Source organism: Pseudoalteromonas sp. P1-30 (genome assembly GCF_001400005.1).
Taxonomy (GTDB): domain Bacteria; phylum Pseudomonadota; class Gammaproteobacteria; order Enterobacterales; family Alteromonadaceae; genus Pseudoalteromonas; species Pseudoalteromonas atlantica.
The window spans coordinates 1-26,056 of sequence record NZ_LKBC01000002.1; the positions used below are offsets into that span (position 1 = coordinate 1).

23 protein-coding genes and 2 pseudogenes are annotated in these 26,056 nt (G+C 40.4%); 12 read left to right on the plus strand and 13 right to left on the minus strand.

Features of this window, described 5'->3' with window-relative positions:
- Positions 1 to 28 precede the first annotated feature (28 nt).
- Positions 29 to 1,263, minus strand: a protein-coding gene (locus AN395_RS19315; RefSeq protein WP_095206612.1) for an IS3 family transposase whose coding sequence is annotated in 2 segments (ribosomal slippage) — positions 29 to 912 and positions 912 to 1,263 — 1,236 coding nt in all. Because the reading frame shifts where the segments join, the coding sequence is not laid out codon by codon here.
- Between the two features lie 242 nt (positions 1,264 to 1,505).
- Between AN395_RS19315 and AN395_RS03480 the strand changes: the two genes are divergently transcribed.
- Positions 1,506 to 2,555: an NAD(P)-dependent alcohol dehydrogenase gene (locus tag AN395_RS03480; RefSeq protein ID WP_004587419.1), complete on the plus strand. Its 1,050-nt coding sequence runs from the start codon at positions 1,506 to 1,508 to the stop codon at positions 2,553 to 2,555.
- A 69-nt stretch (positions 2,556 to 2,624) separates the two neighbouring features.
- Here the strand turns inward: AN395_RS03480 and AN395_RS03485 are convergent, their stop codons facing one another.
- A complete protein-coding gene (locus AN395_RS03485) occupies positions 2,625 to 3,827 on the minus strand; it encodes an MFS transporter (RefSeq protein WP_004587418.1) in 1,203 nt (400 codons plus the stop codon).
- Between the two features lie 370 nt (positions 3,828 to 4,197).
- On the opposite strand from AN395_RS03485, the pseudogene AN395_RS19810 reads away from it, so the two are divergent.
- The 3 genes and pseudogenes from AN395_RS19810 to AN395_RS03495 form a co-directional block, all read left to right on the plus strand.
- Positions 4,198 to 4,968: pseudogene (locus tag AN395_RS19810) on the plus strand (PAS domain-containing protein); the annotation flags it as partial.
- A gap of 105 nt (positions 4,969 to 5,073) precedes the next feature.
- Positions 5,074 to 5,499 (plus strand): annotated as a pseudogene (locus AN395_RS19815) (methyl-accepting chemotaxis protein); the annotation flags it as partial.
- Positions 5,500 to 5,597: 98 nt separating this feature from the next.
- Positions 5,598 to 7,727 (plus strand): TonB-dependent siderophore receptor, encoded by a 2,130-nt coding sequence (locus tag AN395_RS03495; RefSeq protein WP_054982130.1) that lies wholly within the window; start codon positions 5,598 to 5,600, stop codon positions 7,725 to 7,727.
- Positions 7,728 to 7,769: 42 nt separating this feature from the next.
- Here AN395_RS03495 and AN395_RS19320 read toward each other — a convergent pair whose 3' ends face one another.
- On the minus strand, positions 7,770 to 7,943 hold the full coding sequence (locus tag AN395_RS19320) for a DUF2986 domain-containing protein (protein ID WP_004587415.1): 174 nt from the start codon (positions 7,941 to 7,943) through the stop codon (positions 7,770 to 7,772).
- A gap of 215 nt (positions 7,944 to 8,158) precedes the next feature.
- Here AN395_RS19320 and AN395_RS03500 point away from each other — a divergent pair, with 215 nt between their 5' ends.
- Positions 8,159 to 9,646, plus strand: coding sequence for a dipeptidase (locus tag AN395_RS03500; RefSeq protein ID WP_054982131.1), 1,488 nt, complete (start codon positions 8,159 to 8,161; stop codon positions 9,644 to 9,646).
- A 74-nt stretch (positions 9,647 to 9,720) separates the two neighbouring features.
- Here the strand turns inward: AN395_RS03500 and AN395_RS03505 are convergent, their stop codons facing one another.
- Positions 9,721 to 10,506, minus strand: a complete 786-nt coding sequence (locus AN395_RS03505) for a putative porin (RefSeq protein ID WP_054982132.1) — start codon at positions 10,504 to 10,506, stop codon at positions 9,721 to 9,723.
- A gap of 238 nt (positions 10,507 to 10,744) precedes the next feature.
- Between AN395_RS03505 and AN395_RS03510 the strand changes: the two genes are divergently transcribed.
- On the plus strand, positions 10,745 to 10,933 hold the full coding sequence (locus AN395_RS03510) for a 2TM domain-containing protein (protein WP_054982133.1): 189 nt from the start codon (positions 10,745 to 10,747) through the stop codon (positions 10,931 to 10,933).
- A 58-nt stretch (positions 10,934 to 10,991) separates the two neighbouring features.
- Here the strand turns inward: AN395_RS03510 and AN395_RS03515 are convergent, their stop codons facing one another.
- From AN395_RS03515 to AN395_RS03520, 3 genes are all read right to left on the minus strand, one after another.
- Positions 10,992 to 11,429, minus strand: a complete 438-nt coding sequence (locus AN395_RS03515) for an OsmC family protein (protein WP_029773410.1) — start codon at positions 11,427 to 11,429, stop codon at positions 10,992 to 10,994.
- Between the two features lie 146 nt (positions 11,430 to 11,575).
- Positions 11,576 to 11,713, minus strand: coding sequence for a DUF2256 domain-containing protein (locus AN395_RS19325; RefSeq protein WP_095206613.1), 138 nt, complete (start codon positions 11,711 to 11,713; stop codon positions 11,576 to 11,578).
- Position 11,714: 1 nt separating this feature from the next.
- Positions 11,715 to 13,217, minus strand: coding sequence for a cryptochrome/deoxyribodipyrimidine photo-lyase family protein (locus AN395_RS03520; RefSeq protein ID WP_054982134.1), 1,503 nt, complete (start codon positions 13,215 to 13,217; stop codon positions 11,715 to 11,717).
- Between the two features lie 84 nt (positions 13,218 to 13,301).
- On the opposite strand from AN395_RS03520, the gene AN395_RS03525 reads away from it, so the two are divergent.
- The 4 genes from AN395_RS03525 (at position 13,302) to AN395_RS03540 (ending at position 18,311) form a co-directional block, all read left to right on the plus strand.
- Positions 13,302 to 13,910, plus strand: coding sequence for a flavin reductase family protein (locus AN395_RS03525; RefSeq protein WP_054982135.1), 609 nt, complete (start codon positions 13,302 to 13,304; stop codon positions 13,908 to 13,910).
- Between the two features lie 71 nt (positions 13,911 to 13,981).
- The gene (locus AN395_RS03530) at positions 13,982 to 15,910 is read left to right on the plus strand and encodes a S9 family peptidase (protein WP_054982136.1); all 1,929 of its coding nucleotides are present in this window, start codon (positions 13,982 to 13,984) and stop codon (positions 15,908 to 15,910) included.
- A gap of 262 nt (positions 15,911 to 16,172) precedes the next feature.
- On the plus strand, positions 16,173 to 17,627 hold the full coding sequence (locus AN395_RS03535) for an ATP-binding protein (RefSeq protein ID WP_054982137.1): 1,455 nt from the start codon (positions 16,173 to 16,175) through the stop codon (positions 17,625 to 17,627).
- A gap of 9 nt (positions 17,628 to 17,636) precedes the next feature.
- Entirely contained in the window at positions 17,637 to 18,311 is a 675-nt protein-coding gene (locus tag AN395_RS03540; RefSeq protein WP_054982138.1) for a response regulator, read from the plus strand.
- Positions 18,312 to 18,329: 18 nt separating this feature from the next.
- Here the strand turns inward: AN395_RS03540 and AN395_RS03545 are convergent, their stop codons facing one another.
- Complete coding sequence (locus AN395_RS03545) at positions 18,330 to 19,184, minus strand: PA4780 family RIO1-like protein kinase (protein WP_024034251.1); 855 nt, start codon at positions 19,182 to 19,184, stop codon at positions 18,330 to 18,332.
- Positions 19,185 to 19,438: 254 nt separating this feature from the next.
- Between AN395_RS03545 and AN395_RS03550 the strand changes: the two genes are divergently transcribed.
- A complete protein-coding gene (locus tag AN395_RS03550) occupies positions 19,439 to 19,714 on the plus strand; it encodes an EF-hand domain-containing protein (RefSeq protein ID WP_004587403.1) in 276 nt (91 codons plus the stop codon).
- 11 nt (positions 19,715 to 19,725) lie between these two features.
- Complete coding sequence (locus tag AN395_RS03555; protein WP_054982139.1) at positions 19,726 to 20,178, plus strand: hypothetical protein; 453 nt, start codon at positions 19,726 to 19,728, stop codon at positions 20,176 to 20,178.
- Positions 20,179 to 20,306: 128 nt separating this feature from the next.
- Here AN395_RS03555 and AN395_RS03560 read toward each other — a convergent pair whose 3' ends face one another.
- The 5 genes from AN395_RS03560 to AN395_RS03580 all read right to left on the minus strand — a co-directional run bounded on the left by AN395_RS03560 (position 20,307) and on the right by AN395_RS03580 (position 25,998).
- Complete coding sequence (locus tag AN395_RS03560; protein ID WP_054982140.1) at positions 20,307 to 21,608, minus strand: MFS transporter; 1,302 nt, start codon at positions 21,606 to 21,608, stop codon at positions 20,307 to 20,309.
- Between the two features lie 4 nt (positions 21,609 to 21,612).
- Positions 21,613 to 23,553, minus strand: a complete 1,941-nt coding sequence (locus AN395_RS03565; RefSeq protein WP_054982141.1) for a bifunctional diguanylate cyclase/phosphodiesterase — start codon at positions 23,551 to 23,553, stop codon at positions 21,613 to 21,615.
- A 145-nt stretch (positions 23,554 to 23,698) separates the two neighbouring features.
- Complete coding sequence (gene yghU, locus AN395_RS03570; RefSeq protein WP_004587400.1) at positions 23,699 to 24,538, minus strand: glutathione-dependent disulfide-bond oxidoreductase; 840 nt, start codon at positions 24,536 to 24,538, stop codon at positions 23,699 to 23,701.
- Positions 24,539 to 24,628: 90 nt separating this feature from the next.
- On the minus strand, positions 24,629 to 25,210 hold the full coding sequence (locus AN395_RS03575; RefSeq protein ID WP_024034245.1) for a rhomboid family intramembrane serine protease: 582 nt from the start codon (positions 25,208 to 25,210) through the stop codon (positions 24,629 to 24,631).
- 104 nt (positions 25,211 to 25,314) lie between these two features.
- On the minus strand, positions 25,315 to 25,998 hold the full coding sequence (locus AN395_RS03580; RefSeq protein WP_054982142.1) for a type 1 glutamine amidotransferase domain-containing protein: 684 nt from the start codon (positions 25,996 to 25,998) through the stop codon (positions 25,315 to 25,317).
- Positions 25,999 to 26,056 lie beyond the last annotated feature (58 nt).

Here is a 26,056-nt window from a genome sequence, read left to right on the forward strand (position 1 = left end):
TGTCCCGTCCTGAAATAGGTTGACGGTTTTAATGAAAGACTTGGTGCGAAAGCGCCAGGTCTTTTTTATGCACTTGATTTGGTGTTTTCATATCCAAACTTAAGTGCGGTCGCATTTCATTGTATATAAATATCGATTCTTCAACGAGCTGTTTTAACTCTGCCATATTGCGACATTTATACAGTAAAAACTCTTGCTTTAATATCCCGTTAATACGCTCTGCTAATGCGTTTTGATAACAGTCATACCCATCGGTCATCGATGGTCTAATGCCCTCTTTTAATAGCGCATTTTGATATACTTCAGAGCAATATTGTAAACCTCTATCTGAATGATGAATGGCATCACGTTTATATACGCGTTGCTTAATTGTCATTTCTAATGCTTTGGCTACATCGGTTGCTTTCATTTCATCACTCAGCTCATAACCCATTATTTTTCGACTGTAAGCATCAGTGACTAACGATAGGTAATGCACGCCTTGCGCTGACTTTACGTATGTAATGTCACTAACGAAGACTTCCTCGGCCGCAGTAGGCATGTATTCCTTTAGTAAATTGGGATGCTTGCGCATCCAATGGTTACTGTTTGTCGTTTTAGTGTAATTTTTCTTTGGTTTTACAAGAAAGTCATGCTCTCTCAAATAATCAAAAAAACAATCACGACCTAGTTTAATGCCACGCTCTTGCAGGTCTGGCTTTATCATCAGATAAAGTTTCTTCCCACCAATACGAGGCATGAATTGCCGCCAGTACATCACTAATTCTTTGACTGGCTCCAATTCTTTATTCCGAGCATCTATTCTGCGCATAGCTTGATAGTAACCTTGTCGCGTTACGCCATATGCACGGCATAACGGAGTAAGCTTTATTTGATGGTTTTCTTTTGCGCGCGTGATAGCTCGGATATGTACTTTTTTCGCAAGCCCGCTCCATATTCTTCATCCATAATATTAATCATTTCATCTTTGATTAAATCCTTTAGGCGTAACTCTTCTATCTCGCGCTCTAAACGTTTAATTTTTTGTGCTGGGGTTTCTTTCGATTTAGGCATGTTGGCTATATAAGTTGGTTTAGACCAATCTAATTTACCATGTTTTCGCAGCCATACCAGAACGGTACTGCGGCCTTGAATGCCGTAATGACTTTGCGCTTGTTTATAGGTGAAGTCGCCTTTTTCTACTTGCTCAACAATAGATAATTTAAAGCCTAATGTATAATCTCGCTGAGTACGCTTAACGTCTTTAGTTTTAGTGGTTTTCATAAAATAAGTCCTAAATGTGTAAACACATTTCAGGACAAGACAAACATTTAAGTTAAAAAAGCCCAACCTTGTTGGGCTTTTTTGGTCAGGGTGCATTCACAGCGCCGGCGTTAGTGTAAACCACATCAAAGTGCATACCGGTATTATTTTTAGAGGCAGCCCTTATGGGATTGGTTTTAAAATAAAGCACTTAAATAAGCTAAAAGTAGACGACTTAAATTTTTACAGACTATGGAGTTGTTATGAAAACAGTAGGATATGCTGCAAAAAGCGAAGGTGCTCAACTAGGTGAATATACTTTTGAGCGCCGCGATTTACGCGATAACGATGTAGAAATTGAAATTTTATATTGTGGCGTATGCCACTCTGATTTACATGCAGTGCGCAATGACTGGGGAGGCAGCCGTTACCCGTTAGTCCCTGGGCACGAAATTGTAGGTAAAGTAAAAGCCATTGGTAGCGCTGTTAAAAACTATGAAAAAGGTGACACGGTAGCGGTAGGCTGTATGGTTGATTCATGTCAAAGCTGCAAACAGTGTGATAACGGCGAAGAGCAATTTTGCCAAGAAGGCATGGTAGGCACATACGCAGGTAAAGATAGAGAAACCGGCGAGATGACCCAAGGTGGCTATTCTAAACATATTGTTGTTCGTGAAGAATTTGTACTATCAGTCCCTGAAAACCTAGAGCTTTCGCGCGTTGCACCTTTATTATGTGCAGGTATCACTACTTACTCTCCTTTACATAAGTGGGGCGTTACAAAAGGCAGCCGTGTTGCTGTTGTAGGGCTTGGTGGCTTAGGTCACATGGCTGTTAAAAATGCCGTAGCCATGGGCGCGAGTGTAACTGTGGTTGGGCGAAGTGAGTCTAAAAAAGATGACGCAGTAAAACTTGGCGCGCAGCATTATTTAGTGTCTACTGACGAAGATGCAATGAAAGCGTCGCAGTCGGCTTTTGATATTATTATTGACACCGTACCTGTTAAGCACGACTTGTCTATTTACACACCCTTATTAGACATAGATGGGACGCTAGTTATTGTTGGGCAAGTTGGCCCCGTAGAAGAGCTAAACACTGTGCCTCTTTTAATGGGTCGTCGGCGCATCGCAGGCTCACTAATTGGTGGGATAGAAGAAACCCAACAGATGCTAGATTTCTGCGGCAAAAATAACGTATTGCCAGAGTGCGAAATGATTAATATTGACCAAATAAACACCGCGTATGAGCGAATGGAAAAATCAGACGTACGCTATCGTTTTGTTATTGATATGGCATCGTTAGAGGCCCAGTAAGGTGGGTGATTAAATCCCCTTGTTAAAGTAAAAGAGCGGCTAATTGTATTAGCCGCTCTTTTTATATGCTTAACACGTTTGTGCTGCGGGCTGTTGTTTATTAAGTTGCAAGTAGCTTAAAAACCACATTACTAAGCCGCCTAAAAACAACGCCGCTGCGACATAACCTGTTTGGTTAGGCGCTGCACCTTGTGCAATAACAGCCCCGCCAACCCAAGGGCCGATAGCATTTGCGGTGTTAAATGCGCATTGTACTAATGCACCAATCATTGCATGGCCCTCTGGGGCTACATCCATTAATAAAGATTGAATAAGCGTTGCCAAACCCACACTGCAACCAATAAAAAATATAACCGCATAAAGCATCCAAATATTGTAACTTGCGCTAACGTAGGCAATTGCAAATACGATGGTGCACACCAGTGCAAGGCCTGTGGTTTTAATGGCAGATTTATCGGCCGCTTTGCCTAATATGTAATTACCTAACGTACAACCAATACCAAACATCACCATAGCGATAGAAATAGTGTAAGGGGCTGTTTTAGTTACATCTAAAATTGTATCGGCAATGTATGTATAAATACAAAACACGCCGCCAAAGCCAATAATAACAATACCTAAAATAGACCACACCAGTTTATTTTTAAGTACGCCAAACTCGTTAAGTAAGTTAGATGGCTTAGCGTTATCGATATTTGGCACTACTTTGTATACAAATATAAACGCAATAAACGCTAAAACCGCAGCGCCACCTAAGCAATAACGCCAGCTTAGGTTTTGCCCCACCAAGGTAACAATAGGCACGCCTACGATGGTTGCAATGGTTAAGCCCATAAATACTTTTGACATAAAGCTTGCGCGTTTACCTGAAGGGGCAATATCGGAGGCAAGCAAAATAGCGGCACCAAAGTAAGCGCCGTGAGGTAAGCCACTTAAAAAGCGAAAAATAACGAGCTGCTCTAATGAGGTTGCTAATGCACTCAAACCATTAGAAATACACATTAGGCTTAAAAAAATCAGCAAAGCTTTGCGTTTTCGCATATTGGCCGTTGTAAGCATTAATACCGGCGCGCCTACCACAACGCCAATAGCATAGGCGCTAATTGCATAGCCACTTTGCGAAGGGGTTGAGCCAAACGTTTCACTGATCAGCGGCAGCATAGGCATCATTGAAAATTCCGATAATCCTAAAATAAACGTACCTAGTGCTAACACTAATAAAATAGCAGCTTTATTTAACTGATTAGATGCCGACGCAACATCTGCACTCATAGAAGATCCTTTAACTTTGATTTTAAAAATAGTGAATAGCCACACATTAATTGCGTGGAGAGTAAACATATATTAGGTGTGGAGTGTGTCAGTGAGATGGCTATTTTAAGTTAAAAAGTGTACTGCGTCATGTATAAAAAATAGTATTTTTGGCTTGTTTTACTTTTGTTAATTGCTATAAAGTGTGACTTATTAGGTTAATTTATAAAAAGTTTTTACAAAGCAGCTCACTAGCAAGTGTTTAATTGCTCGCAGAAAAACTAAAAAACACCTATATTTACAAAGTTGTTACATTTATTGCTAGCTTACATATTATTTTTATATTTGTTTGTTATTGTCATCCTATTATTATTCCCTAAAGGTTTAACACATGTTTGGTCTACGAAAAGATAACGCCAAAGTTGAAGAATTGGAACGTCAACTCAATGAAAGTAAATCAGTACTATCCGCTATTTATAACCATGTAGCGTATATTGAATTTACACCCGAGGGAAAAATTTTAGACGCTAATGATCTTTTTTTAGATACCGTAGGCTACAAAAGAGAAGAGGTAATAGGCAAGCACCACCGGATTTTTTGCGATTCAGACTACGCTAAGTCGAGTGAGTACGGCCAATTTTGGCAAGCGCTGCAAGGGGCAAACTCAACAAGCGGTACCTTTATGCGCTTTAACGCTAATGGCGAAAAGCTATGGTTAGAGGCTACCTATTTTCCTGTTGAAGTAAACGGGGTGGTTACTAAGGTTATTAAAATAGCGTCGGATATTACAAAAAATTATGTACAGCGAAAATCTCAAGAAGCGCTCACCGAAGCGCTTGATAAGGCGCTGGCTACAATAGAATTTAACCCCGATGGCACCATAATTAAAGCAAATCAAAACTTTTTATCTACGGTGGGTTATTCACTTGCAGAAATAGTTGGCAAGCATCACAAAATGTTTTGTACTGACTCTTTTTATCAAAATAACCCTCGGTTTTGGGAAGAGCTAAGCGATGGGCAGTTTAAGTCGGGTAAGTTTAAACGAATAACCTCTGATGGCTCGCAAATATGGCTGGAAGCAACTTATAACCCCATTTTAGATAATAAAGGCAAAGTGATAAAAATAGTGAAGTTTGCCTCTAATATTACCGATCGCATAAAAGACAACGAAGCCGTTAGTGAGGCCGCACAAATTGCGTATGAATCGGCGGTGTCGAGTGCGCAAACGGCTAAAAGGGGCTCAGATATATTACACGATGCAATTGCAAACTCAGATGCAATTGTAAGCCAAGTACTTAAATCGGTTGATTTAATTAAAAACCTGAATGAGCAGTCAGCAGTTATCGGCTCTATTGTTTCGACCATAAGCAGTATTGCCGATCAAACTAATTTATTGGCGTTAAATGCAGCCATTGAAGCCGCCCGAGCGGGCGAGTACGGGCGAGGCTTTGCCGTGGTAGCCGATGAAGTTAGGCAGCTTGCAGCAAGCACCAGCAGTTCAACCAACGAAATTGCAACCGTAGTTAAAAACAACCAAGAGCTGACTAACGATATTTCAAAGCAAATCACCTCCGTCTCTGATTCCTCAGAGCAAGGCCGAGAGTTAATAGCGAAAGTCTCAGAAGTAATTCAAGAAATAGAACGCGGCGCAGATGCTGTTTCTGCTACAGTGTCTAAGCTTAACGCGAGTTAAGTGGCAGTAAGTTCTCAAAGTGCGACATTTTGTCGCGCTCTAAACTTGTAACTACATTATATAATTTATGCCATATATAACAGTGGCATAAATTATAAATGGCTCATATTCAACATATCCAACACACTTATTTATTCTCTCCTTTAGCACTTTTATTAACTGGCCTTTTATCTCCTGCAGTATTTGCAGATGATAACACTTTAGAAATTATTGAAGTGCACGGGCAGGTACACAACAAGCACTTATCGCTTGGTTCGTCAGAGGCAATGCTTAGCAATTTAGGTGTTGATTTTTCGGCTGCGGGCGGGGTGTCTAACTTACCTATTTTAAATGGTTTAATGGGCGATAGAGTAAAAGTACTGGTTGATGGCGCAGAGGTTACTGCAGCGTGCGCTAATCAGATGAACCCGCCTCTTTCTTATATATCAGCTAATCAAGTAACAGCTTACAATGTAGTTGCTGGTGTTTCACCTGTAAGTGCTGGTGGCGATAACATTGCAGGTGTAATACGCGTTAACTCAATTTCACCACAATACAGCGAAAGTAGTGAGCTCGCATGGCATTCAGGCTATGTCTCGGCTAAGTACAGCAGTGTGGATAATGGCCAAAGACTAGGTGTGGGAGCACGTTTAGCAAGCGATACTGTGAGCCTTAATTACCAAGGCTCGTTTAGCGATGCCAACAGCTACGAAGATGGAAAGGGTAATGTGGTACTTGATACATTATATCGGGCTCAAAACCACAGCCTAACTGGCGCGATACGTGACGATAAACAGCAATTTGTGATAAAGCTTACGCATCAAAAAATACCGTATCAGGGTTTTGCTAATCAGTACATGGATATGACTGATAACACCAGTTATGGCGCTATTGCCCAATATAAGCGCAGTTTTGAAAACAGCGAGCTACAAGGACAAGTTAATTGGCACAGCGTTAAACACGAAATGGGTTTTTTTAGTAAGGAAAAAACCGGCATGATGCCCATGAAAACAGATGCAAAAGACATAAGCACACAGCTTAAATGGCGCCTTACACTTGATCAAAATAGCTCATTACTACTTGGACAAGAATATTATAATTACCGCATTGATGATTGGTGGCCAGCGATTGAAGGCTCAACCATGATGGGGCCAAATGATTATATAAATATTAATAACGGTAAGCGTGAGCGTATTGCCTTATTTGCAGAATATGCAAGCCAAATCAATAACAAGCTCTGGTTAAATACGGGTATAAGGGTTGAGCGTGTTAATACACAGGTTAATGAAGTACAAGCCTATAACGATGGCATGATGAATACGGGCAGTATGAGCGCAATGACAACTGCCAATAATGCGCTAGCTGCCAATAACTTCAACAATGCAGATAGAGACAAAACCGACACCTTAGTTGATGTAAATGTATTAGCTAATTATCAAATTACACTTTATGACGAGCTGCAATTAGGCCTGGCCCGCAAAAACAGAGCCCCTAATTTATATGAACGTTACAGTTGGGGTGTAAGTAATATGGCAAGTACTATGATTGGTTGGTACGGTGACGCTAATGGTTATATTGGTAACCCAAACCTCAAAGCCGAAACCGCCCATATCATCAGTGCAACGTATTCAAAAACAGCAAAAAATGATGCGTGGCGAGTAAGTGCTAATGTGTGGTACACCGATGTAAACGACTACATTGATGCAGATATTGTACGTAGTTTTAATAGTTATGGGTTAGCAAACACATCACGTAATATTTTGCAGTTTAGTAATGTTGACGCCACATTATATGGCGCAAAGCTTGATATAAGTAAGTCACTTTATCAATCAACACAGTTTGGCGAATGGCAATTAAAAGCAAACATAACGAGCACTCGTGGTAAGCGCCGCGACACTAACCAGGCGCTTTATCAAATTAAGCCGTTACATACAGCGCTCTCATTAAGCCAGCAAATAGGGATATTTGAAAATGCACTGTTGTGGCAATGGGTGGATACAAAATCACGCGTTGATGTTAACCGCTTAGAAAACCAAACCGTTAGTTACAGCTTAGTTAATATAAGCTCTAAAGCTTCTTTTGATGCGCTTACGCTGGGTATTGAGGTGGTAAACTTATTTGATACGTTTTATCAATTACCCCTAGGCGGGGTAAGTATTGCAGCGCTTAAGCAAGGTAGCAGCACGGGGTTTACTCAATTAGCTGGGCAAGGGCGCTCATTTAATATAAGTGCCAGTTACGCATTTTAAACCCATATAAAGCGCTGAGAATAGGTTGCTTGGCGCTTTAGTTTAATCTGATGTTGGCGTAACTTGCTCTGCGTTGGTTGTTTGCTGCGCCTCTAAAGCTAGTTTTTCACGCTCTGCTTTTGATACATACGCCGGTTTATTACTTTTATGCAATTTAGCATTAGCACGTTTATCTTTTTTCTGAAATTTGGTGACAATTTTTTTGCGGCGGTTCATTAGTACTAATACTCTGATTAATTAAGGTCGCGCATTATACAACCAATGCAATGTAAGCCGCTATCTAAATTTAAAGCGCGATTGTTGTAACCCTGCCGCAAAGCGCTATTTAATACTATTGCTTGGCGGTATAATTTAGCTTTAATACCAATTTAATTATTTAAGCGATTTATTATTGCGCATTGGTAGTAATGATTCATACAAAAGGATACGTTTTGAAAAAGTTAGCTTTGCTTTGCAGTGCTTTATTTGCTTTTAGCGCACATGCACAATTACATACAAATATTGATAGTGTTGCCGATTACGCTGTGGATACTTATCAACAATCACAAATTCACACGTTAACTAATTTAGTGGCTTTTCCTACGGTAAATAAAGAGTCGATACCCGCGCCACAAAATCCTGACTTTATTAATTTTAAATCAGTATTAAAAATGAAAGCGGCAGAGCTTGGGTTTGATTACCAAGACCTAGGCTACACCGTGCTTATAGGCATGGGAGATCAAAACGAAAAGGTTACCGTTGTAACCCACGGTGACGTACAACCGGCCAATGCTAGTAAGTGGAAACAAAGCCCATTTATTATTGATACCTCAGAGCCTGGAAAATTAGTCGGGCGAGGCACAGAAGACGACAAAGGCGCAATAGCCACCGCACTATACGCCATGAAAGCGATTAAAGATAAAGGCATAGAGCTTAATAACCGCATAGAGCTGATGATTTACCTAGCTGAGGAATCTGACTGGGGCCCGCTTACAGAATTTATGAAAACTTACGAGCAGCCAAAATACGCCGTAACCATTGATGCATCATACCCAGTTGTAGTAGCCGAGAAAGGCTGGAGCTTAATTGCTCCTACTTTTAATGCTACCTCAAAACAAACCGGTATGTATGTGAGTGATTTAGCGGGCGGCGCGTTTAAAAGCCAAATACCAGAAGATGCAAGCTTAGTGCTGCATAACGCAAGCGCTGTAGTTATTAACTCATTAAAAGCTAAAGCTAAAACACTTAGTGACGTTGAGTTTAATTTTGAAGAGCAAGCTGAAGGCTTAAAAATAACTGTAAAAGGGGTGTCTGCGCACTCATCAGAGCCAGAGTCGGGCGTTAATGCTATTGCACACCTGAGCGAGCTATTTAAAAACGTCGCACTTGAAAATAATAGCGATGGCCAGCTTATAAAATTTGTAAATCAATTAATTGGCTTAGATATTCATGGTAAGCAATTTGGTAATATTGCCTACGAGCATGAATTCATGGGCCCAATGAGCGTAGCTCCAACCGTAATTGAACGCGATGGTAGTGCACTAACGTTAGCCATTAACGCGCGCCGCCCAGTTGGTAAAGATGAAAACCTACTTAAAGCGCAAATAAACAGCGCGATTAAGGAATGGGAAACTGCCAATAACGTAACGCTTACTAATGTCGAGACCATTATTGGTACACCTATGCTGTTAGATAACGCACCGCACGCACAAAAACTGCTCGATATTTTTAAACATTTTACAGGTGACGAACAAGCTGACTTTGTATCAATAGGTGGCGGCACTAACGCAAAGCTATTTGATAATGCCGTATCGTTTGGCCCTTCAATGCCAGGCAAACGTTATACCGGCCACTCAGAGCATGAATTTATTACGCTTGAGCAATTAGCGCTTAATTTACGTATGTATACCGCAATGATGATAGAGCTAGGTAATATGTAAGCTATAGCTGTTTTAATATAAAAGCCGCCTTATTTAGCTGAAGTGACTCCAGCAAGGCGGCTTTTTTGTATTTACTAAAACTGAGCTACAAAACTGAGATTGTATATATCGTAGTCATCGTTATCGGTGTAATTAGCTGTAAAATAGTAGTTATCGTTAATAAAGTATTTACCTTCAACAACTAAATCTGAGTCGTATAAACCAACGCCAACTGCAACATGCTTATTAAAGTAATAATTTGCCAACACATTAAAAATTGAATCATCACCAGCATCGAGATAGTCAGCATTTACAGTAAAGTAGCTTTCACCGTAAAGGTGAGCAAAGTAAAGTGATGATAAGTCCCACGACTCTATTTCATCATCCGTCTCAACAGTAAAACCAATGTAGTCGGTGTCATTAATTTGGTGGTTATATTGCGCTTTAAATAAATAAACTGTGTCACTATATTCGTAATCTACCATACGTGCAGATACTTTTAGCGAATCAGCAAATAAGTAACCTATGCCAAGCGAATAGGTATCAGTATCGCCAATATTAGGCAGCTCTATGGTTGCAAAAGCATTACCGTAAAAGCCTTCTCCAAAAATCCCTTTTCTACTATAACCATCTGAATTAAAGTAATTTAAGCCTATATTACTATCTGTATCTAGGTAGCCATAATCATCCCATACTCCTGAGCTTTGTTGCTCTTCAAAGTAATAATGCGTAGATAATCCGTACACATTATCGCTGTAATAGCGTGAATCAATTTTTGCGTAGTTAATTGTATTAAACCATTGCTTTGATGCTGATTGTTCAGCGTTTACTGACGGTGCACAGCTAAGTGCAAGCAAAGAGAGTGGTATTAAGTAGCGCATAAGTATCCTTTCTTATAATTAAATAGGTGTATCTAGAAAAGGTATTATATTAAATACTCTTTAAAATACATTTAAATAATTGTAAGTAACTGTATGTTTGTATAAGTATTTGTAGAGATGCGCTTGAAGGGGCCGCTATAAATTTATGACTAATGTCATATTAACTGATGACAAATAGCACCTTTCAGGCTTAAAAATTAAGGCAATAATAACCTTACATTTTAAGAGGAGAGCAAACATGAATACACCAGCATTTTTTGATAATTTAAAACGTTACTTTGTGGTTTTGGTATTTTTGACCGCGATAAACTTAATTACATCGCCAAATAATTTATGGGTAGTTTGGCCTGCTTTAGGGATGGGTATAGCACTGCTAAATGAGTTATTAAACTCAAATAACTCAAAAAGGGTTAGGGATGAGTGTTAAGCCAAGTAACAGGTTACCTGGCTTAACGCGTAAAACCGTAAGGTTTAAAAATTACGTTTTATGCGGTTGAGTCGAGCGTTGCGTTTAGGGAGATTTCGGTATTAAGTAGCTTTGAAATAGGGCAGCTTTTTTTAGTTTGCTCACACAATGCCTGAAATTGTTCGTTAGCAATATCTTTAATACGTGCGTTTACTTCAAGCGCTATATGGGTGACTGCAAAGCCGTCATCAACCTCATCAAGGCTTACGGTGGCTTTAGTATCAATTTTATCGGCTTTAAAACCGGCATCGCCAAGTGCAAGCGAAAGCGCCATACTAAAACAGGCACTGTGCGCAGCTCCCACTAATTCTTCTGGGTTAGAACCAGGCTCGTCTTCAAAGCGAGTATTAAAACCAAATGGTTGTTTATCAAGTGCGCCGCTTTGTGTAGAAATACTGCCTTTACCTGTTTTAATATCGCCTGACCAGGTTGAGTTTGCCGTTTTTTTAATCGTCATCATCTTCTCCTTGCGTTGCATGTAAGCTTTTCAGGCTGAGTAAGTGCTATTTACATAAAACACCTAAATACAGCCTTAAAAGCCGAGTTATTCATACCATTGCAAAATAGACGCCAGCTCACGCATAGCATAAAGGATTAATACCTTTACTTTTTATTACGTTTACAACGCTCTGAGCAGTAAATAACGTTATCCCAATCGCGCTGCCACTTTTTACGCCAGGCAAAAGGCTTGTTGCAAACAGGGCACATTTTTTGTGGTAAGCGGCTTTTTTTATGAGGCATATTAATTACTTTTTGCGGTGTTTTTTTGTGTGCGAGTAAGCCCTACATGTTTTTTTAATATGTTAGGAATTGCACGTTTAACATCGGTGCGCTCGCGGTATTGCCATAAACGTTCGCGCGCTTGTTTGGAGGCTTGAGTTAAATCAAGCATTGGCTCGGGGTAGTCTTCACCAAGTTTAAAGTCGTTAAACAGCGCTTCCATTGGTGTTTGTTGCCAAGGCTCGTGTAAATATTCTATTGGCAGCTTTTCAAGTTCGGGGCACCATTTTTTAATAAAGGCGCCGCTTGGGTCTTGATCTTCAGATTGCTTAATCGGGTTGTAATGCCTAATGGTGTTAATACCCGTAACTGAAGCCTGCATTTGTATTTGTGGGTAATGAATGCCAGGTTCAAAGTCTAAAAAGTAATTTGCCAAAGGTAAGCTTGCCTGCTGCCAGCTTATATTTAAATGATGCGTTACAAAGCTAACCAACATAGCGCGCATTCTAAAATTAATATAGCCCGTGGTTTTTAAACAGCGCATACAGGCATCAATAATGGGTATACCCGTTTGGCCTTGTGCCCAGCGTTCAATATCGTGTTGTACGTTGTCATCGTTTCTATATGGGAACTGATGATACCCCGCATTGAGCGCTTTAAATTCCATCGTACTCTCACTTTCAAATTTTTGCATAAAATGGCAGTGCCAATGCAAACGCGATACAAATGCAGCAAGCGGGCGCTTCCAGCCTTTTTTGCTCGGGTGTTTTGCATGGTATGCATCAATAGCCGTTTGATAAACCTGTTTAAGGCTAATATTACCCCAAGCTAAATAAGGCGAAAGCCTAGAGCAATGAATACGGCTTAAGCTGGGGCTAGATATGCCTTTTTGATATCCCTTACCGCGCTCAGCAAAAAAGCTTTGCAATATTGTGTGCGCAGTTAAAGGCCCACCTACTTGAAAGTTGTCATCATTTTGCGAGTAGCTGTCGGGTAATTTAGGTGTTTGGTAGTTATTAAGTGTAATGGTTTTTATGTTTTTCCATTTAGGAATAGCAACAGGAGCCTGCATCGTTTGTTGCCAGCGTGCGTTCCAATCCTTACGGTTTTTTTTGCCACGAATAACGGCGCCCGTTTGTGACTCAAGCCAGTTAACTTTGTTAGCTTTACACCATATAGCCACGGCTTTATCGCGCTCAAAAGTATTGTTTAAGCCAATTTCTTGATGGCTAAATATGTTTGCTATTTGGTATGTTTGATTAAGCGTGTTTAACAGTGTCAGCATGTCTTGGTTAAAAATATACAGCGTTGCTTTGTAGCGAGTTAGCTGCTGATTTATTTCGCCTATTGATTGATAAACAAAACGCCAATGGCGCGCATTATAATGTGCATCCTCAAGCATTAGTGGCTCAAAGTTGTATAGCAGTAACGTGGGTAAATCATCACTAAATGCATTTTTAAGTGGTTGATGGTCGCTAAGGCGTAAATCGCGTTTAAACCACACTATGTTTATTTTTTTGCGCATATTTAAAAAAGTGGCTGCAGTTATGAAATACTGTACGCAATAAAGCGCTTTTACGATTTGCAGTACGACGTATAAAGGAAAATTATGTTTTTAGATTTAACGCAAAACACGCAGCACAATGTTTACTCGTATTTAGTGGGGGGTATTAGCCCACGGCCTATTGCTTGGGTAAGCACACTTAGTAAGGAGGGGATTGCTAATATTGCCCCGTACTCTTTTTTTACAGTGGCCAGTTGTAACCCGCCAGTGCTGAGCGTGACCCAAGTAAACCCACGCGACAAAGCCAATAAAGACACGCTTTTAAACCTTCAAGCCACTAACAACTGCGTGGTTAATATTGTTAGTGAAGAGCTAGTAGAGAAAATGAATCAAAGCTGCGCTAATTATCCACATAATGTGAGTGAATTTGAGGCGGCAAATATTGAAACAATCGCCAGTACACGCGTAACATCCCCAGGCGCCGCAGCGGCTAAAGTAAGATACGAGTGCACTTTAAGAGACGTTATTCAGATAAGCGACGAACCAGGTGGCGGCAAAGTTATGCTACTCAACGTGGTGGGGATTTATATTGACGATAACGTGTTAGTGAATGGCTATATAGACCCCACGCGATTAAACAGCGTAGGTAAAATGGGTGGAGACTACTTTAGCTGTACTAAAGATAAATTTGTACTAAAGCGGCCACAATTGTAAAATAACAGATTAACTTTATACACTTACTGTTAACTCATTAAGCGTTACTTATAAAAACAAATGGATATTGAATGTCTAAACTTTACCTCACTTTAGTATTTGCCCTACTTAGTTTTAGCTGCCTATCAGCCTCTGATAAAAAGCTACCCATAGAAGCGTTTGCAGGCTTAAAAAGCATAAGCCAAGTTAAGCTCTCACCAGATGGAAATAACATTGCGTATGTTAGAAACCTTGATGGCGATTTAGTTTTAATGGTGCAAAGCCTTACAACAGGCAAGGGCAAGCCGGTTATTAAATCGGATAACCACACTGTATTTTTTGACTGGTTTAGTTGGGCAAATAATGATGTTTTGTTATTGGGCGCACGATACATTAAATATCAATTTGGTGGGGTTAAGTATGCGTCTACATTAATGTATTCGTATAACCTAAGTGATGATAAAGGAATAAAACTGGCGTTTAGAGCAAACAACACGCGTGATGAAAAGCAGCCTCAGTTTTCTGACCGAATTATTAGCTTTTTACCGGAGCAAGAAAATAAAATACTCGTGCAGGGCGATTTTAAAATAGCCAATACCCCTGCGGTGTATGAACTTGACCTAACTACCTTACGCAAAAAACAAATACAACGTGCTCGTGCAGATGTAACCAGTTGGTTTGCTGATAGACAAGGCAAGGTTCGTATTGCTAAAAAAATAGATGAAACACAATTCACTTACGAGCTGTACAACGAGCAAAATGAGTCGTGGCAAACACTATTTAGCTACGAAGTATTTAGTGAGCAAAGCATTTCGATACTTGGCTTTGATAAAGACCCTAACTTTTTATACATCACTGCGCTACATGAAGGGCGTGATGCATTATTTAAGCTTAATCTAACAACTAACAAACGTGAGCTCATCTTTAGCGACGACAAGTACGATGTCGATGGCGATATTTTTTACTCCCGTAAAACTGGCGAAGTGGCAGGCTTTACGCATTCGCATTTAGAAGATGGTATTGCGTATTGGGATGAAGACTTAGACAAGCTACATCGCTCTTTACGAGCATCACTACCTAAAGATTCATTTGAAATGGATATTGTTAGCACCAGCGACGATCAGCAAAAATATGTACTTTATGTCAGCTCAGATAAAACATCAGGCGCCTACATGTTAGGTGACAGAAAGCGAGGTGATTTAACATTTTTTGCAGACGTTTACCCACACATTAACGAAAGCGTATACGCCGGTAAAGAGCACATCAGCTATAAAGCACGTGACGGGCTTATTATAGAAGGCTACTTAACGCTGCCTGTTGGCTATGAGAAAGGCGATAAGTTACCCACTATTATATTTCCACATGGTGGGCCTATGGCGCGAGACTATGCAGGCTTTGACTATTGGACTGCGCTACTGGCATATAATGGTTATGCCGTGTTACAGCCTAACTTTCGTGGCTCAAGCGGTTATGGTTATGACTTTTTAATGCAGTCGATCCAAGGTTTTGGTTTAGCCATGCAAGATGACTTACAAGATGGAGCTAACTGGTTAATAGACCAAGGGATTGCTCAGCCAGATAAAATTTGTATTGGTGGCGCAAGCTATGGTGGATACGCCGCCTTAATGGCTGTTATTAAACACCCTGAAACATTTAAATGTGCGGCAAGTTTTGCAGGGGTAACTGACCTTGAGCATATTGTGAGTAAAGCCCGCCACTTTACAAACAAAGACATAGTACGAAAACAGTTTGGAACAAATAGCGATAAGTTAGAGGCCAATTCGCCGGTCAATTTTGCTGAATCAATCAACAAACCTGTTTTACTTGTGCATGGTAGCGACGACAGTGTTGTCCCTATTTACCATAGTAGAGAAATGGAAGATGAACTAGATGACGAAGATAAAGATGTTACTTACATTGAGCTAGAAGATGGCGATCATTACTTGTCCTATCAGCCGCATAGAATTAAAACGTTACAAGCGTTTCTCGATTTTTTTGATAAGCATTTAAAAAACGATTAATAACAAAGGCGACTTAGGTCGCCTTTTTTGAGCGTGATTTTTTATATAATGCACATTGTTTGCACTTTTACTTGTTAACGTTATACGTTGTTATTAAAGGCGCTATTTATAAGTCGCTATAATAGAACATGCAATTAATACAATTGTTATTACAGGCTATTCTTAAAAGTGCTTAGAGCTTTTAATAATACGTTTTAGCAGTAAAAAAATACGCAATAAATAACAGCTCAAATGCTTTTAGAGTCAGGTTTATAAAAAATAAATGAAAATTCACAACAAACTTTTTTTAATATTATTTAGCTTCACCTTTAGCATTATTGCGGGGCTTGTTGTGCTTATTCAGTACAGTATTGGCCAAGGTATTATTGATTTTGTAAACGCTAAAGAAGTAAAAGCATTAGAGCCATTAGCAGTACAACTGGCTAATAAATACGCGCAAACTCCTTCGTGGGATAAAATTATAGGTAACGATCAGCGCTTTTTAAGGTTGGTTGAATCGCAATTGCAATCAAGCCAGTTTTTACCTAGTTTACGCGATATGCCACAGCGCCCAGAAGTTCGCGGTGAACGCAGACCCAGACCCCCACAGCATATGGCGCAACGAGATCGTCGCCCACCGCCCGAGCATGCCGCGCACTATGCACTACTGGATGAAAACCAGCAGCGTATTTTTGGTAAATTATTTGAGGATTTAAAGTACATTAAAACGCCCATAGAGCTTGAAGGTAAAACAATTGCTTACCTTGCTGTTTCAAAAAGAAAAAGCTTAGCAGATGGGTACGAGCTGGATTTTTTAAAGCAACAAACTAACTATTTATGGCTTATTGCGTTAACCGCAGGACTACTTACCTTAATGTTGTCTTTTTTACTGGCAAGGCATTTAGTTGGCCCTGTAAAGCAAATAGCCAGTGGTATGCATAAGCTAACCAAAGGGCAGTACAGCACCAAACTTTTATTAGATAGAAAAGACGAGCTGGGCCAGCTTAGTGAAGATTTTAACACCTTGGCCTTTACGCTCGCTAAAGATGAGCAAGTACGCAAACGCTGGTTAGCTAATATTTCTCATGAACTAAGAACGCCCATGAGCATTTTACTCGGTGAGCTCGAAGCTATGTTGCTTGGGATACGTGAACCAAACAATAAAAATATTAGCTCTGCTAACGATGAAGCGCTGCATTTAAAGCGTTTGATTGACGACCTACACATGCTAAACAGCGCAGAGCTAGGCGGCATGCATTACACCATGCAACCTACCGACGTAGGCTTTTTACTTAACTCCATAGAGCAAAAGTATCACGTTATTTTTGAGCAGCATGCTATTAATTTTTACCTTCTTAATAGTGCTAACAACACCACAGTAAACGCAGATAAAACACGTATACTGCAATTGCTAGATAATATCTTAATCAATGCGGTGCATTACGCCCAGTGCTCAACTATTTCTTTAAGTGCCAATAACGTAAATATTAAAGGCCAAGCCTATTTAGAGCTTATAATAGAGGACAACGGGATAGGCGTTGAGCAAACGCATTTATCGCACTTGTTTGAATATTTATACCGTGTAGACAGCTCTCGCAATCGCCAAGAGGGAGGCTCTGGTTTAGGTTTGTCTATTTGTCAGCATATCGTTAAAGGTCATAATGGCGAAATATCAGCCGAAAAAGCCAGTATTGGCGGGCTTGGCATTGTTATTAAATTACCCTTATTAGTTCAGTAGAGGATAAGTATGAGTGAGCAAATACTCGTTGTTGAAGATGAAATAAAACTTGCCAATTTAATGAGCGACTTTTTAACAAGTCATCATTATCAAACGCACCTTATTCATCATGGTGATGAAGTACTTAGCTGGCTTGAAAGTAATAAGCCAAGTGTTATTTTATTAGATATTATGTTGCCAGGGCAAAGCGGTATAGAGCTGTGCAAAGCGATAAGAAAGTTCTCTAATGTGCCCATTATTATGGTTTCGGCAAAGGTGGAGGAGATTGACCGGTTACTCGGACTTGAACTGGGCGCCGATGACTACATTTGCAAACCGTTTAGTTATGCTGAGCTGGTGGCGCGAGTTAAAGCAATTTTAAGGCGTGTTAATACCACAAAAGAGCCGGTAAATAATGCCATGACACTGGATGAGAGTACTTACAGTGTAAACTATAAAAATAGCAGTATAGAACTAACTAATTTTGAATTTCAGCTACTTAAGCCCTTGTATTCAAACCCTAACAGAATCTATTCACGCGATAGCTTAATGGACACCATGTACGCAGACCAACGTATAGTTAGCCACCGTACTATAGACAGCCACATAAAAAAGTTACGTAAAAAGCTTGATGAAGTAACGCAAACCGACAGCGTTATTCAGTCGGTTTACGGTGTGGGCTATCGGTTTGTTCACCCTCAATAGCTAAACGTGAGCGCAGTTTTACTCATCGTCAGCGTTTTTAATACGCTCTAAACGGTCGAACTCTTCGTATTCGGCCGCTTGTATTTCATCGAGTACCGCATCTACGTCTGCAGATTCGTTACTGTCTTCAAATTCTCCGCTGAGCACAGTGTTTGGCGTTAAGCTAGCCTCTTCAAACAGTGCCCACATTTCTTTAGCGTAATGGGTGTTTAATAGGCTAGGTGCAAACTGCGCATAATAACGGCGTATGTTGTTTACATCGCGCGTAAACATTGCTTGCGCACTGTTATTGGCTGCGGCGTTTACAGCTTGTGGAAGGTCAATAATTACAGGCCCTTTACTATCAACAAGTACGTTAAATTCCGATAAGTCACCGTGGATAATACCCGCGCACAGCATTAATTTAATATAATGAACCATCATACTGTACTGCTCAATAGCGTCTTGCTGTGTAAGGGTCACATGCCCTAACTGTGGAGCAACATCTCCGTCTTCATCGCACACAAGCTCCATTAACAACACGCCATCAATACAGTAATAAGTATCAGGAACTCTGACGCCAGCGCGTGATAAACGTGAAAGCGCGTCTACTTCTGCATTTTGCCAAATTTCTTCTTCTAGTTGCCGCCCATAACTAGAGCGTTTACCCATGGCGCGGGCTTGGCGTCCGCCTCTTACTTTTCGGCCTTCTTGATACTGAGCTGCCTTTTTAAAGCTGCGTTTAACGGCATCTTTGTAGACTTTAGCACAGCGAATTTCGCCACCGCTGCGTACCACAAATACATCCGCTTCTTTACCGCTCATTAAGCGGCTGATCACTTCATCAATTAGGCCATCATCAACGAGTGGCTGGAGGCGTTTAGGTATTTTCACTGCGATACAACTAGAAAAATTGGAAGATTAAACATGTATGTTAATAAGTCCTTAGTATGTTAGCTCTCAAAACAGGTGTTGAAAGTGGTTTTAAGTAATTAGTTATCACAATAACCGAAATACCGAATAAGGTAAAAATAACATGATAAAAATCGGATTTATTTTTATTTCCTTATTGTTTGCACAATGTTTGCGTTTTTTAAGCGTACTTTATATTCATACCCTTTATTAATATTTAACCCAAGGTGACCACGATGAAGCATTTTTCTACTTTTGCCGTTGCTGCATTATTATCAATGGCTTTTTCAGCCAATGTTGCAGCCAGAGGCGGTGATAACCCACCACCTAAACCTGACTTTTCAAGCATAGATGCAGATGGTGACGGTGTGATTAGCCTTGCAGAATTTAGCGAAAGTGCGCCACCGCAAGGCGATGCGCAAACTATTTTTGACGAAATAGATGCCGATGGGAATGGCGAAATTAGCGAACAAGAGTTAAGTGAACACAAGCCACCACGCCGCGCACGTTAAGGGAGAAAAATATGATCAACAGTATTGGTAGCTCAGCGAGTTTTATGACTCAACAATCTAGCCAAGTAAGCGCTTTAACTTCAGAGCAAACTGAGTTTGTTAAAGAAACACTTGCAGAATTTGATGCACAAAACCTAAGCACGGAAGATGCGCAAAGTATTCAAGCCGCATTTGAAGAGCAGGGGATCTCACCTACAAAAGAGTTGGCTGATTTAATGAGCGAACTTGATTTTGACGCTAAAAGTATTGGCGATGCAGGAGGCCCTGAAGGGCAGCGCCCGCCACCGCCGCCGCAAAACTCTCTAGAATCTGTTGATACTGACGAAGTGGTTAGCTACTTAGATGAGTTATTAACTGAGTATTCAAGCCAGCTATCTGATGAAGATAAAGAATCAATTCTTTCATCGGTACAAGAAAAATTTGGTTTAAGTGAAGGCGATTCACTGCTAAATGTAACTGCTTAGGTGTTATAACTTGAGGTAAAGCTGACTGTTTATCCTTAGGTCTTAAGTCCAAAGCCCGGCAATTATTTTGTTGGGCTTTTTTATTATACCAATTCGCTTGATTGGTCACGTATTATTGTGCATTGGTATTACTCCGCTTGAGGCAAAAAAATCGCGCTAATAGCACCTAACAAACCGAGCAGGCTATACAACAAAATAAGCTGTGCGGTTGATAAAAATGCTTCTAAAAGCCCTATACTGCCTAACATTAAAAGCAAAATGCCTATTACAGTATTACTAACCGACACGTAATCAGTGCGTTTATTGCCTTGTGCCATATCCACTAAATAGGTTTTACGCCCGAGCCGCACGCCTTGATGAGCAATGCAAAGCAAAAAATAAAAACCAGGTATTACCCAAGCATACTCAAACAGCTGGCTATACCATGTGGCTATTACAAACACGCTCACGCCGTTTATGGTGACAAGCAACGCACTGATCACAAGCACCTTTTGGCTAGAAAAATCGCTGAGTCTTCCCCATATTGGCCCAGAAATTAAACTTGCTAAGCCAGACACGGCTAAAAATACTGCCAATAATGAAAATTCAAACTGCTGAGAGCTTGCTAAAATAATATAAAAAGGTGCGCTTAGGGCTGAGCAAAGTAAAAAGGCGCGGGTAATTACAAAGTGTGCAAATTGTTTATCTTGATAAAGCAGCTTTAATTTACTTAGCGCATTTAAAAAGCCATTTTTACCGCCTTGTGTCGCGCCTTTGTATTCGTTTATGCGGCTATAAAAAAGTGCAGCAACAACCCACAAAACGGCGCCTAAACACAGCGCAATTAATACCGTATTTTGCTCTTTTTGCCCCGAAAAAAACCACATCATTAAACCAAAAGTGAGTGTTGCAAAGCCGGCAATACTTGCCGCCAGGCCACTAATATTGCCCCGCTTTTTTTTAGGAATAACTTTACCTAATACATCTTTAGCGGCAATAGAGTTAAATCCGCGGGCGAGGCTAAAGAGCACCAGCAGAGCTAAAATTGCATAGCCAGCCTGAGCGCCTTCTAGCACAAATGAAACACCAACCATAGCGCCAATACATACCGCTTGGGCAAATGCACCGCAAACCCATATCCACTTTCTTACAGAGAGTTTACGGATAATATTGGCTATCGCTAATTGTGGTAATAAAGAGCCCGATTCTCTTATAGGCACCAGCCACGCTATAAACGCGCTTGGCACGTTTAAGCTTTGCATTAACCAAGGCAGAGTGACTTTAGGGTTGAGGAGGGCATCGGCAAATTTACTAAAAAGCTGGCTTGTTAATAAAAGAATAAAGTTACCGGCCACTTCTTTGCAGTCATCTTCGTTTATGTCTTTACAGGCGCGTGCGTCTTCATCGTTGTTAAGGCGTTTATAGACTTGCTCTTTAGTGAGTTTTTTCATACTGCTAGCTACACAATTTGTTTTGCTCTTTGAGGTACGAATCTACAAAGTGTTGTTCCATAGGTTTAGAAAAGTAATAGCCTTGTAGGTGAGACACGCCAATTTCTTTTAGCATGTTGGCTTGCTCTAGGGTTTCTACACCTTCGGCAACTACTATAAAATCAAGTGTTGAGGCCATTTGCACAATAGCATGAATTATACTTAAGCCTCGCTTATCCATATTTTGAATAAAACTTTTATCTATTTTTACTATGTCTACACCAATATCTAACATGCTCGACAAGGATGAGTACCCAGTACCAAAGTCGTCAATAGAAATACAAAATCCTTGTTTTTGCAGCTCTTTTACTGCTGCTAAAAAGGTGAGCTTATCCTCAGCAAACACAGATTCAGTGATTTCAAGGTGCAGGTTTTCTGGCTTTACGCCGTATTGATCAACGATATTTACAACCTTAGTGACAAAATCAGGGTCTTGAAGTTGTATTACAGATACATTAACGCTCACAGCAATAGGGGGTTGTACGTTTTTAAACGTGCAAGCTTGCACACACGCTTGCTCAATAACCCATAAGCCAAGTTCGGTTATGAGGTTGTATTGCTCGGCAATGGCAATAAATTCATCAGGAAATATCGCTTCGTCATTTAACTGCCAGCGTAAAAGTGACTCAAACGAGGTCACCTTCGCAGTTTGGCTATCCACAATAGGCTGAAACACTAACCGCAAGCCGTTGTCTTTTATTGCACTTGCTAAGCGTTTACTGAGCAATTGTTCGCGTTCTTGTTGGCGCTTTAAGTCGTTGTTGTAAATATTTACGCAGCCTTTGGCAATACGTTTTTGATGGTACATAGCTAAATCTGCTGAACGAATTAACGCGCTTAAATCGCCTTCATGCTCAGGAAATAACGCTATGCCAATAGTGGCAGATACCCAGCTTTGGTATTTATATCGTTCATGCTCGGCACGAATGCTTTTAATAACCTTTTTGGAAAAATCAAATAAGTCTTGTTCATCCTCATAGGTTGTTAAAATTAAAAATTCATCTCCGCCCCAGCGGCATTTGTATAAGTGGCGGGTGCAAACGTTAGTGAGTCGCTCGGCTATTTCTTTAAGTACTTGGTCGCCAACTTTATGACCCATAGAGTCATTAATTTGCTTAAAGCCATCTAAGTCTACAAACAGTAAAGCGAGCTTTTCCTCGGGGTGATCTGCCAGTTGTTTATTTGCCACTTTTAAAAAAGCGGTTCGGTTTAACAAGCTTGTTAGTGGATCAGTATTTGATAAACGGTAAATTTCTTCTGTGCGTGTTTCTACTTTGCTTTCCATTTCGTTAAGTAGTTCGCGGTTTTGATTTCGTAATTTTATGGCTGTTTGGGTAAATGTGGCCGACTTATAAGAAGAGGCGACCATAATTGCCGAAAAAGTAATGCCCAAAAAGCCTAATACATAGTGGTAATAGTCATCAGATAAGGTTAGTACTATAGAGTAAGGCATTAATAAAATAATGCTGTAACACACCGAGGTAAAGCGACTACCCGAGAGCAAATTGGCTGAGCCACCAGCAAATGCCGACAAAATAGCTATTGTGGTGGTAATTTCAACGGTGGATGAGCTTTTATGAAACCACAGTGCGTAACATGACCACGAAATCGCGGTTGCTATACAGCCCACCGAAAAGCGTTTTAAAAAGCTATTTGCATTAAAAGGCTGGTTAACTTCTTTGGTGTAGTTAAAGTAAATAACATCCATTAGCCTTGCTGCCAAAACAACCAGCATAAAAAAAAGCCAAATTATTTTTTCTTGATTTGTTCTCTCATCCGTTAGGTCAAATGCAAATACAAGTACAAAGCTAACTAACGCCGAAACACCAATGCCAGATAAAGCATTAGAATATAAAAGTTTTACGGCTTCTCTGCGTTCATCACTATTTAAATTTTTATATTGCACTCATTAAAGCCTTATGAAAAGTAATGCGGGTAAAGCAGGTTACATATTATAAAAACACAATAATAAATATAGTTTAATGACAGGGAAAATGCAGATTTAAATAAAAAAATGCCCATAACACAATGTCTTGTTATGGGCTGTTAGATTAAAAGTCGCTGGCGTTATGTCGTTCGCTAAGTTGCTCTTCTTCAGGGCCCCAGGTGCGATTAACACGTTGACCACGTTTAACAGCGGGGCGCTTTGCTATTTGCTCTGCCCAGCGCATTACATGAGTGTAAGAGGCAACATCTAAAAACTCAGCGGCGTCGTATAATTTTCCAAGCACCAACGAGCCATACCAAGGCCAAATGGCAATGTCGGCAATAGAATATTCACTACCCGCCATGTATTCGTTTTCACTTAAGTGGCGATTTAATACATCGAGCTGGCGTTTAGTTTCCATAGTAAAACGGTCTATTGGGTATTGCATTTTTGTTGGTGCGTAGCTATAAAAATGACCAAATCCGCCACCTAAATAAGGCGCTGAACCCATTTGCCAAAATAGCCAATTACGGCACTCGGTCTTGGCTTTAAAATCTTTTGGGATTAGCACATCAAATTTTTCTGCCAAGTATTGTAAAATTGAACCCGACTCAAAAATGCGTGTTGGTGGCGTGGTAGAGTGATCCATTAGCGCAGGAATTTTAGAGTTTGGATTAATATCAACAAAGTCTGAGCCAAATTGGTCGCCTTCGCCAATGTTAATTAAATAGGCATCGTAGTCGGCATCGGTTAGGCCAAGCTCTAATAACTCTTCAAACATAATGGTCGCTTTTTGGCCATTAGGCGTGGCTAATGAATAAAGTTGAAACGCATGCTTGCCAATGTCTAAGGTTTTGTCATGAGTGGCGCCGGCAATAGGGCGGTTAATATTAGCAAATTTACCACCACTTTCGCTGTCCCACGTCCAAACTTTAGGCGGCGTGTATTCGTGTTCATTACTCATAAATAACCTCAATTTAAAAATGTAATTAATTTATATACTCATAGATAACAAGCTGGGGGCGTAAAAAATTAATTAAAGGCAATGAAAAAATTATCGTGCTTTTAATTTATCTGCTTTGGCAAGTTTATACCCTAAAAAGAACCCACTTAACGCACCAAAAAGGTGACTTTCGAACGAGACATGAAAGCGTTGTGGTAGCACGCCCCAAATAAATCCGCTGTAAAGCACTGCCACTACTAGGGCAATAACAATAGACTTAAACGAGCGCCTAACCACGCCATAGCATAGTATAAATCCCCATAAACCATAAATAACGCCGCTTAATCCAACATGAAAACTACTCCGACCAAAGGCCCACACTAATAGCCCGCCAATTAACGCAGTAAATATAAACACGGTATAAAAGCGTTTTACACTGTATTGGCAAATTAGCCAGCTTAGTACAGCAAAAGGCAACATGTTGCTAGCAAAGTGCCACCAGCTGCCATGTAAAAATGGGGCGCATAAAATACCGATTAACCCTTGAACGCTGCGAGGGTAAATACCTAAACCATTAAGCGTAATGCCAGGTAAACTATTGATCACTTGTAGTATTAGGCATATAAAAACTACGCTAAATATTGCAAATCGCGTACTGGTTATTAGTGAAGATGATGATGGGGTAGTTGGCATATAAACGCTTTAGTAGGATTGTTTTGTACCAGTATAGGAGTATGTTTTCGCTATTAAAAGCGATTTAATAAGCGCGGCGTTATACGCCGCGCACAGGGGTTATTTTAACCTAGTTTAGTTAATAGTTTTTTCGCAGCAAGCTCTGAACTTGCTGGGTTTTGGCCTGTAATCACTAAACCATCTTCGAGCGCTAATACGCCCCAGTCGTCGGTTTTTTGATAATCGCCGCCTTTTTTAATGAGTTCATCTTCAACTAAAAATGGCACTACGTCTGTTAATTGCACGGCAGCTTCTTCTGAGTTAGTAAAGCCTGTTACTTTTTTACCGGCTACCAGCGCATTGCCGTCTGCATCTTTAACATTTAAAAAAGCGGCACTAGCGTGACATACCGCTGCCACTGGTTTTTGTGATTTTACAAAGTCTTCGATAAGAGAAATTGAATCTGTGTTATCTACTAAATCCCATAGTGGGCCGTGGCCGCCTGGGTAAAATACCGCGTCAAAGTCGCTGGCGTTTACTTCACTTAATACTTTGGTGTTTGCCATAAGTGTTTGTGCTGCGCTGTCGTTGTCATAGCGCTTTGTTGCATCGGTTTCAAAGTCAGAAAGCGTGCTAGTTGGGTCAATTGGCGGTTGGCCACCCGCAGGGGAAGCAAGTGTTACCTCTGCACCAGCATCAACAAATGCATAGTATGGTGCTGCAAATTCTTCTACCCAAAAACCTGTTTTTTCGCCTGTGTTGCCAAGCTCTGAATGTGAGGTAAGTACCATAAGTATTTTTTTAGCCATAACAATATTCCTTCGATTAGTGAGTAAATTAAAGCTTGGTGTTAACCAAGGTGCTGTA

Coding starts and splice junctions, on each gene's coding strand:
- AN395_RS03575 (WP_024034245.1), bottom strand. CDS start 25,210: ATGCCAACTACCCCATCATCATCTTCACTAATAACCAGTACGCGATTT.
- AN395_RS03510 (WP_054982133.1), top strand. CDS start 10,745: ATGAATACACCAGCATTTTTTGATAATTTAAAACGTTACTTTGTGGTT.
- AN395_RS03530 (WP_054982136.1), top strand. CDS start 13,982: ATGTCTAAACTTTACCTCACTTTAGTATTTGCCCTACTTAGTTTTAGC.
- yghU (WP_004587400.1), bottom strand. CDS start 24,538: ATGAGTAATGAACACGAATACACGCCGCCTAAAGTTTGGACGTGGGAC.
- AN395_RS03480 (WP_004587419.1), top strand. CDS start 1,506: ATGAAAACAGTAGGATATGCTGCAAAAAGCGAAGGTGCTCAACTAGGT.
- AN395_RS03550 (WP_004587403.1), top strand. CDS start 19,439: ATGAAGCATTTTTCTACTTTTGCCGTTGCTGCATTATTATCAATGGCT.
- AN395_RS19325 (WP_095206613.1), bottom strand. CDS start 11,713: ATGCCTCATAAAAAAAGCCGCTTACCACAAAAAATGTGCCCTGTTTGC.
- AN395_RS03505 (WP_054982132.1), bottom strand. CDS start 10,506: ATGCGCTACTTAATACCACTCTCTTTGCTTGCACTTAGCTGTGCACCG.
- AN395_RS03540 (WP_054982138.1), top strand. CDS start 17,637: ATGAGTGAGCAAATACTCGTTGTTGAAGATGAAATAAAACTTGCCAAT.
- AN395_RS03515 (WP_029773410.1), bottom strand. CDS start 11,429: ATGACGATTAAAAAAACGGCAAACTCAACCTGGTCAGGCGATATTAAA.
- AN395_RS03525 (WP_054982135.1), top strand. CDS start 13,302: ATGTTTTTAGATTTAACGCAAAACACGCAGCACAATGTTTACTCGTAT.
- AN395_RS03485 (WP_004587418.1), bottom strand. CDS start 3,827: ATGAGTGCAGATGTTGCGTCGGCATCTAATCAGTTAAATAAAGCTGCT.
- AN395_RS03555 (WP_054982139.1), top strand. CDS start 19,726: ATGATCAACAGTATTGGTAGCTCAGCGAGTTTTATGACTCAACAATCT.
- AN395_RS03560 (WP_054982140.1), bottom strand. CDS start 21,608: ATGAAAAAACTCACTAAAGAGCAAGTCTATAAACGCCTTAACAACGAT.
- AN395_RS03520 (WP_054982134.1), bottom strand. CDS start 13,217: ATGCGCAAAAAAATAAACATAGTGTGGTTTAAACGCGATTTACGCCTT.
- AN395_RS19320 (WP_004587415.1), bottom strand. CDS start 7,943: ATGAACCGCCGCAAAAAAATTGTCACCAAATTTCAGAAAAAAGATAAA.
- AN395_RS03580 (WP_054982142.1), bottom strand. CDS start 25,998: ATGGCTAAAAAAATACTTATGGTACTTACCTCACATTCAGAGCTTGGC.
- AN395_RS03535 (WP_054982137.1), top strand. CDS start 16,173: ATGAAAATTCACAACAAACTTTTTTTAATATTATTTAGCTTCACCTTT.
- AN395_RS03495 (WP_054982130.1), top strand. CDS start 5,598: ATGGCTCATATTCAACATATCCAACACACTTATTTATTCTCTCCTTTA.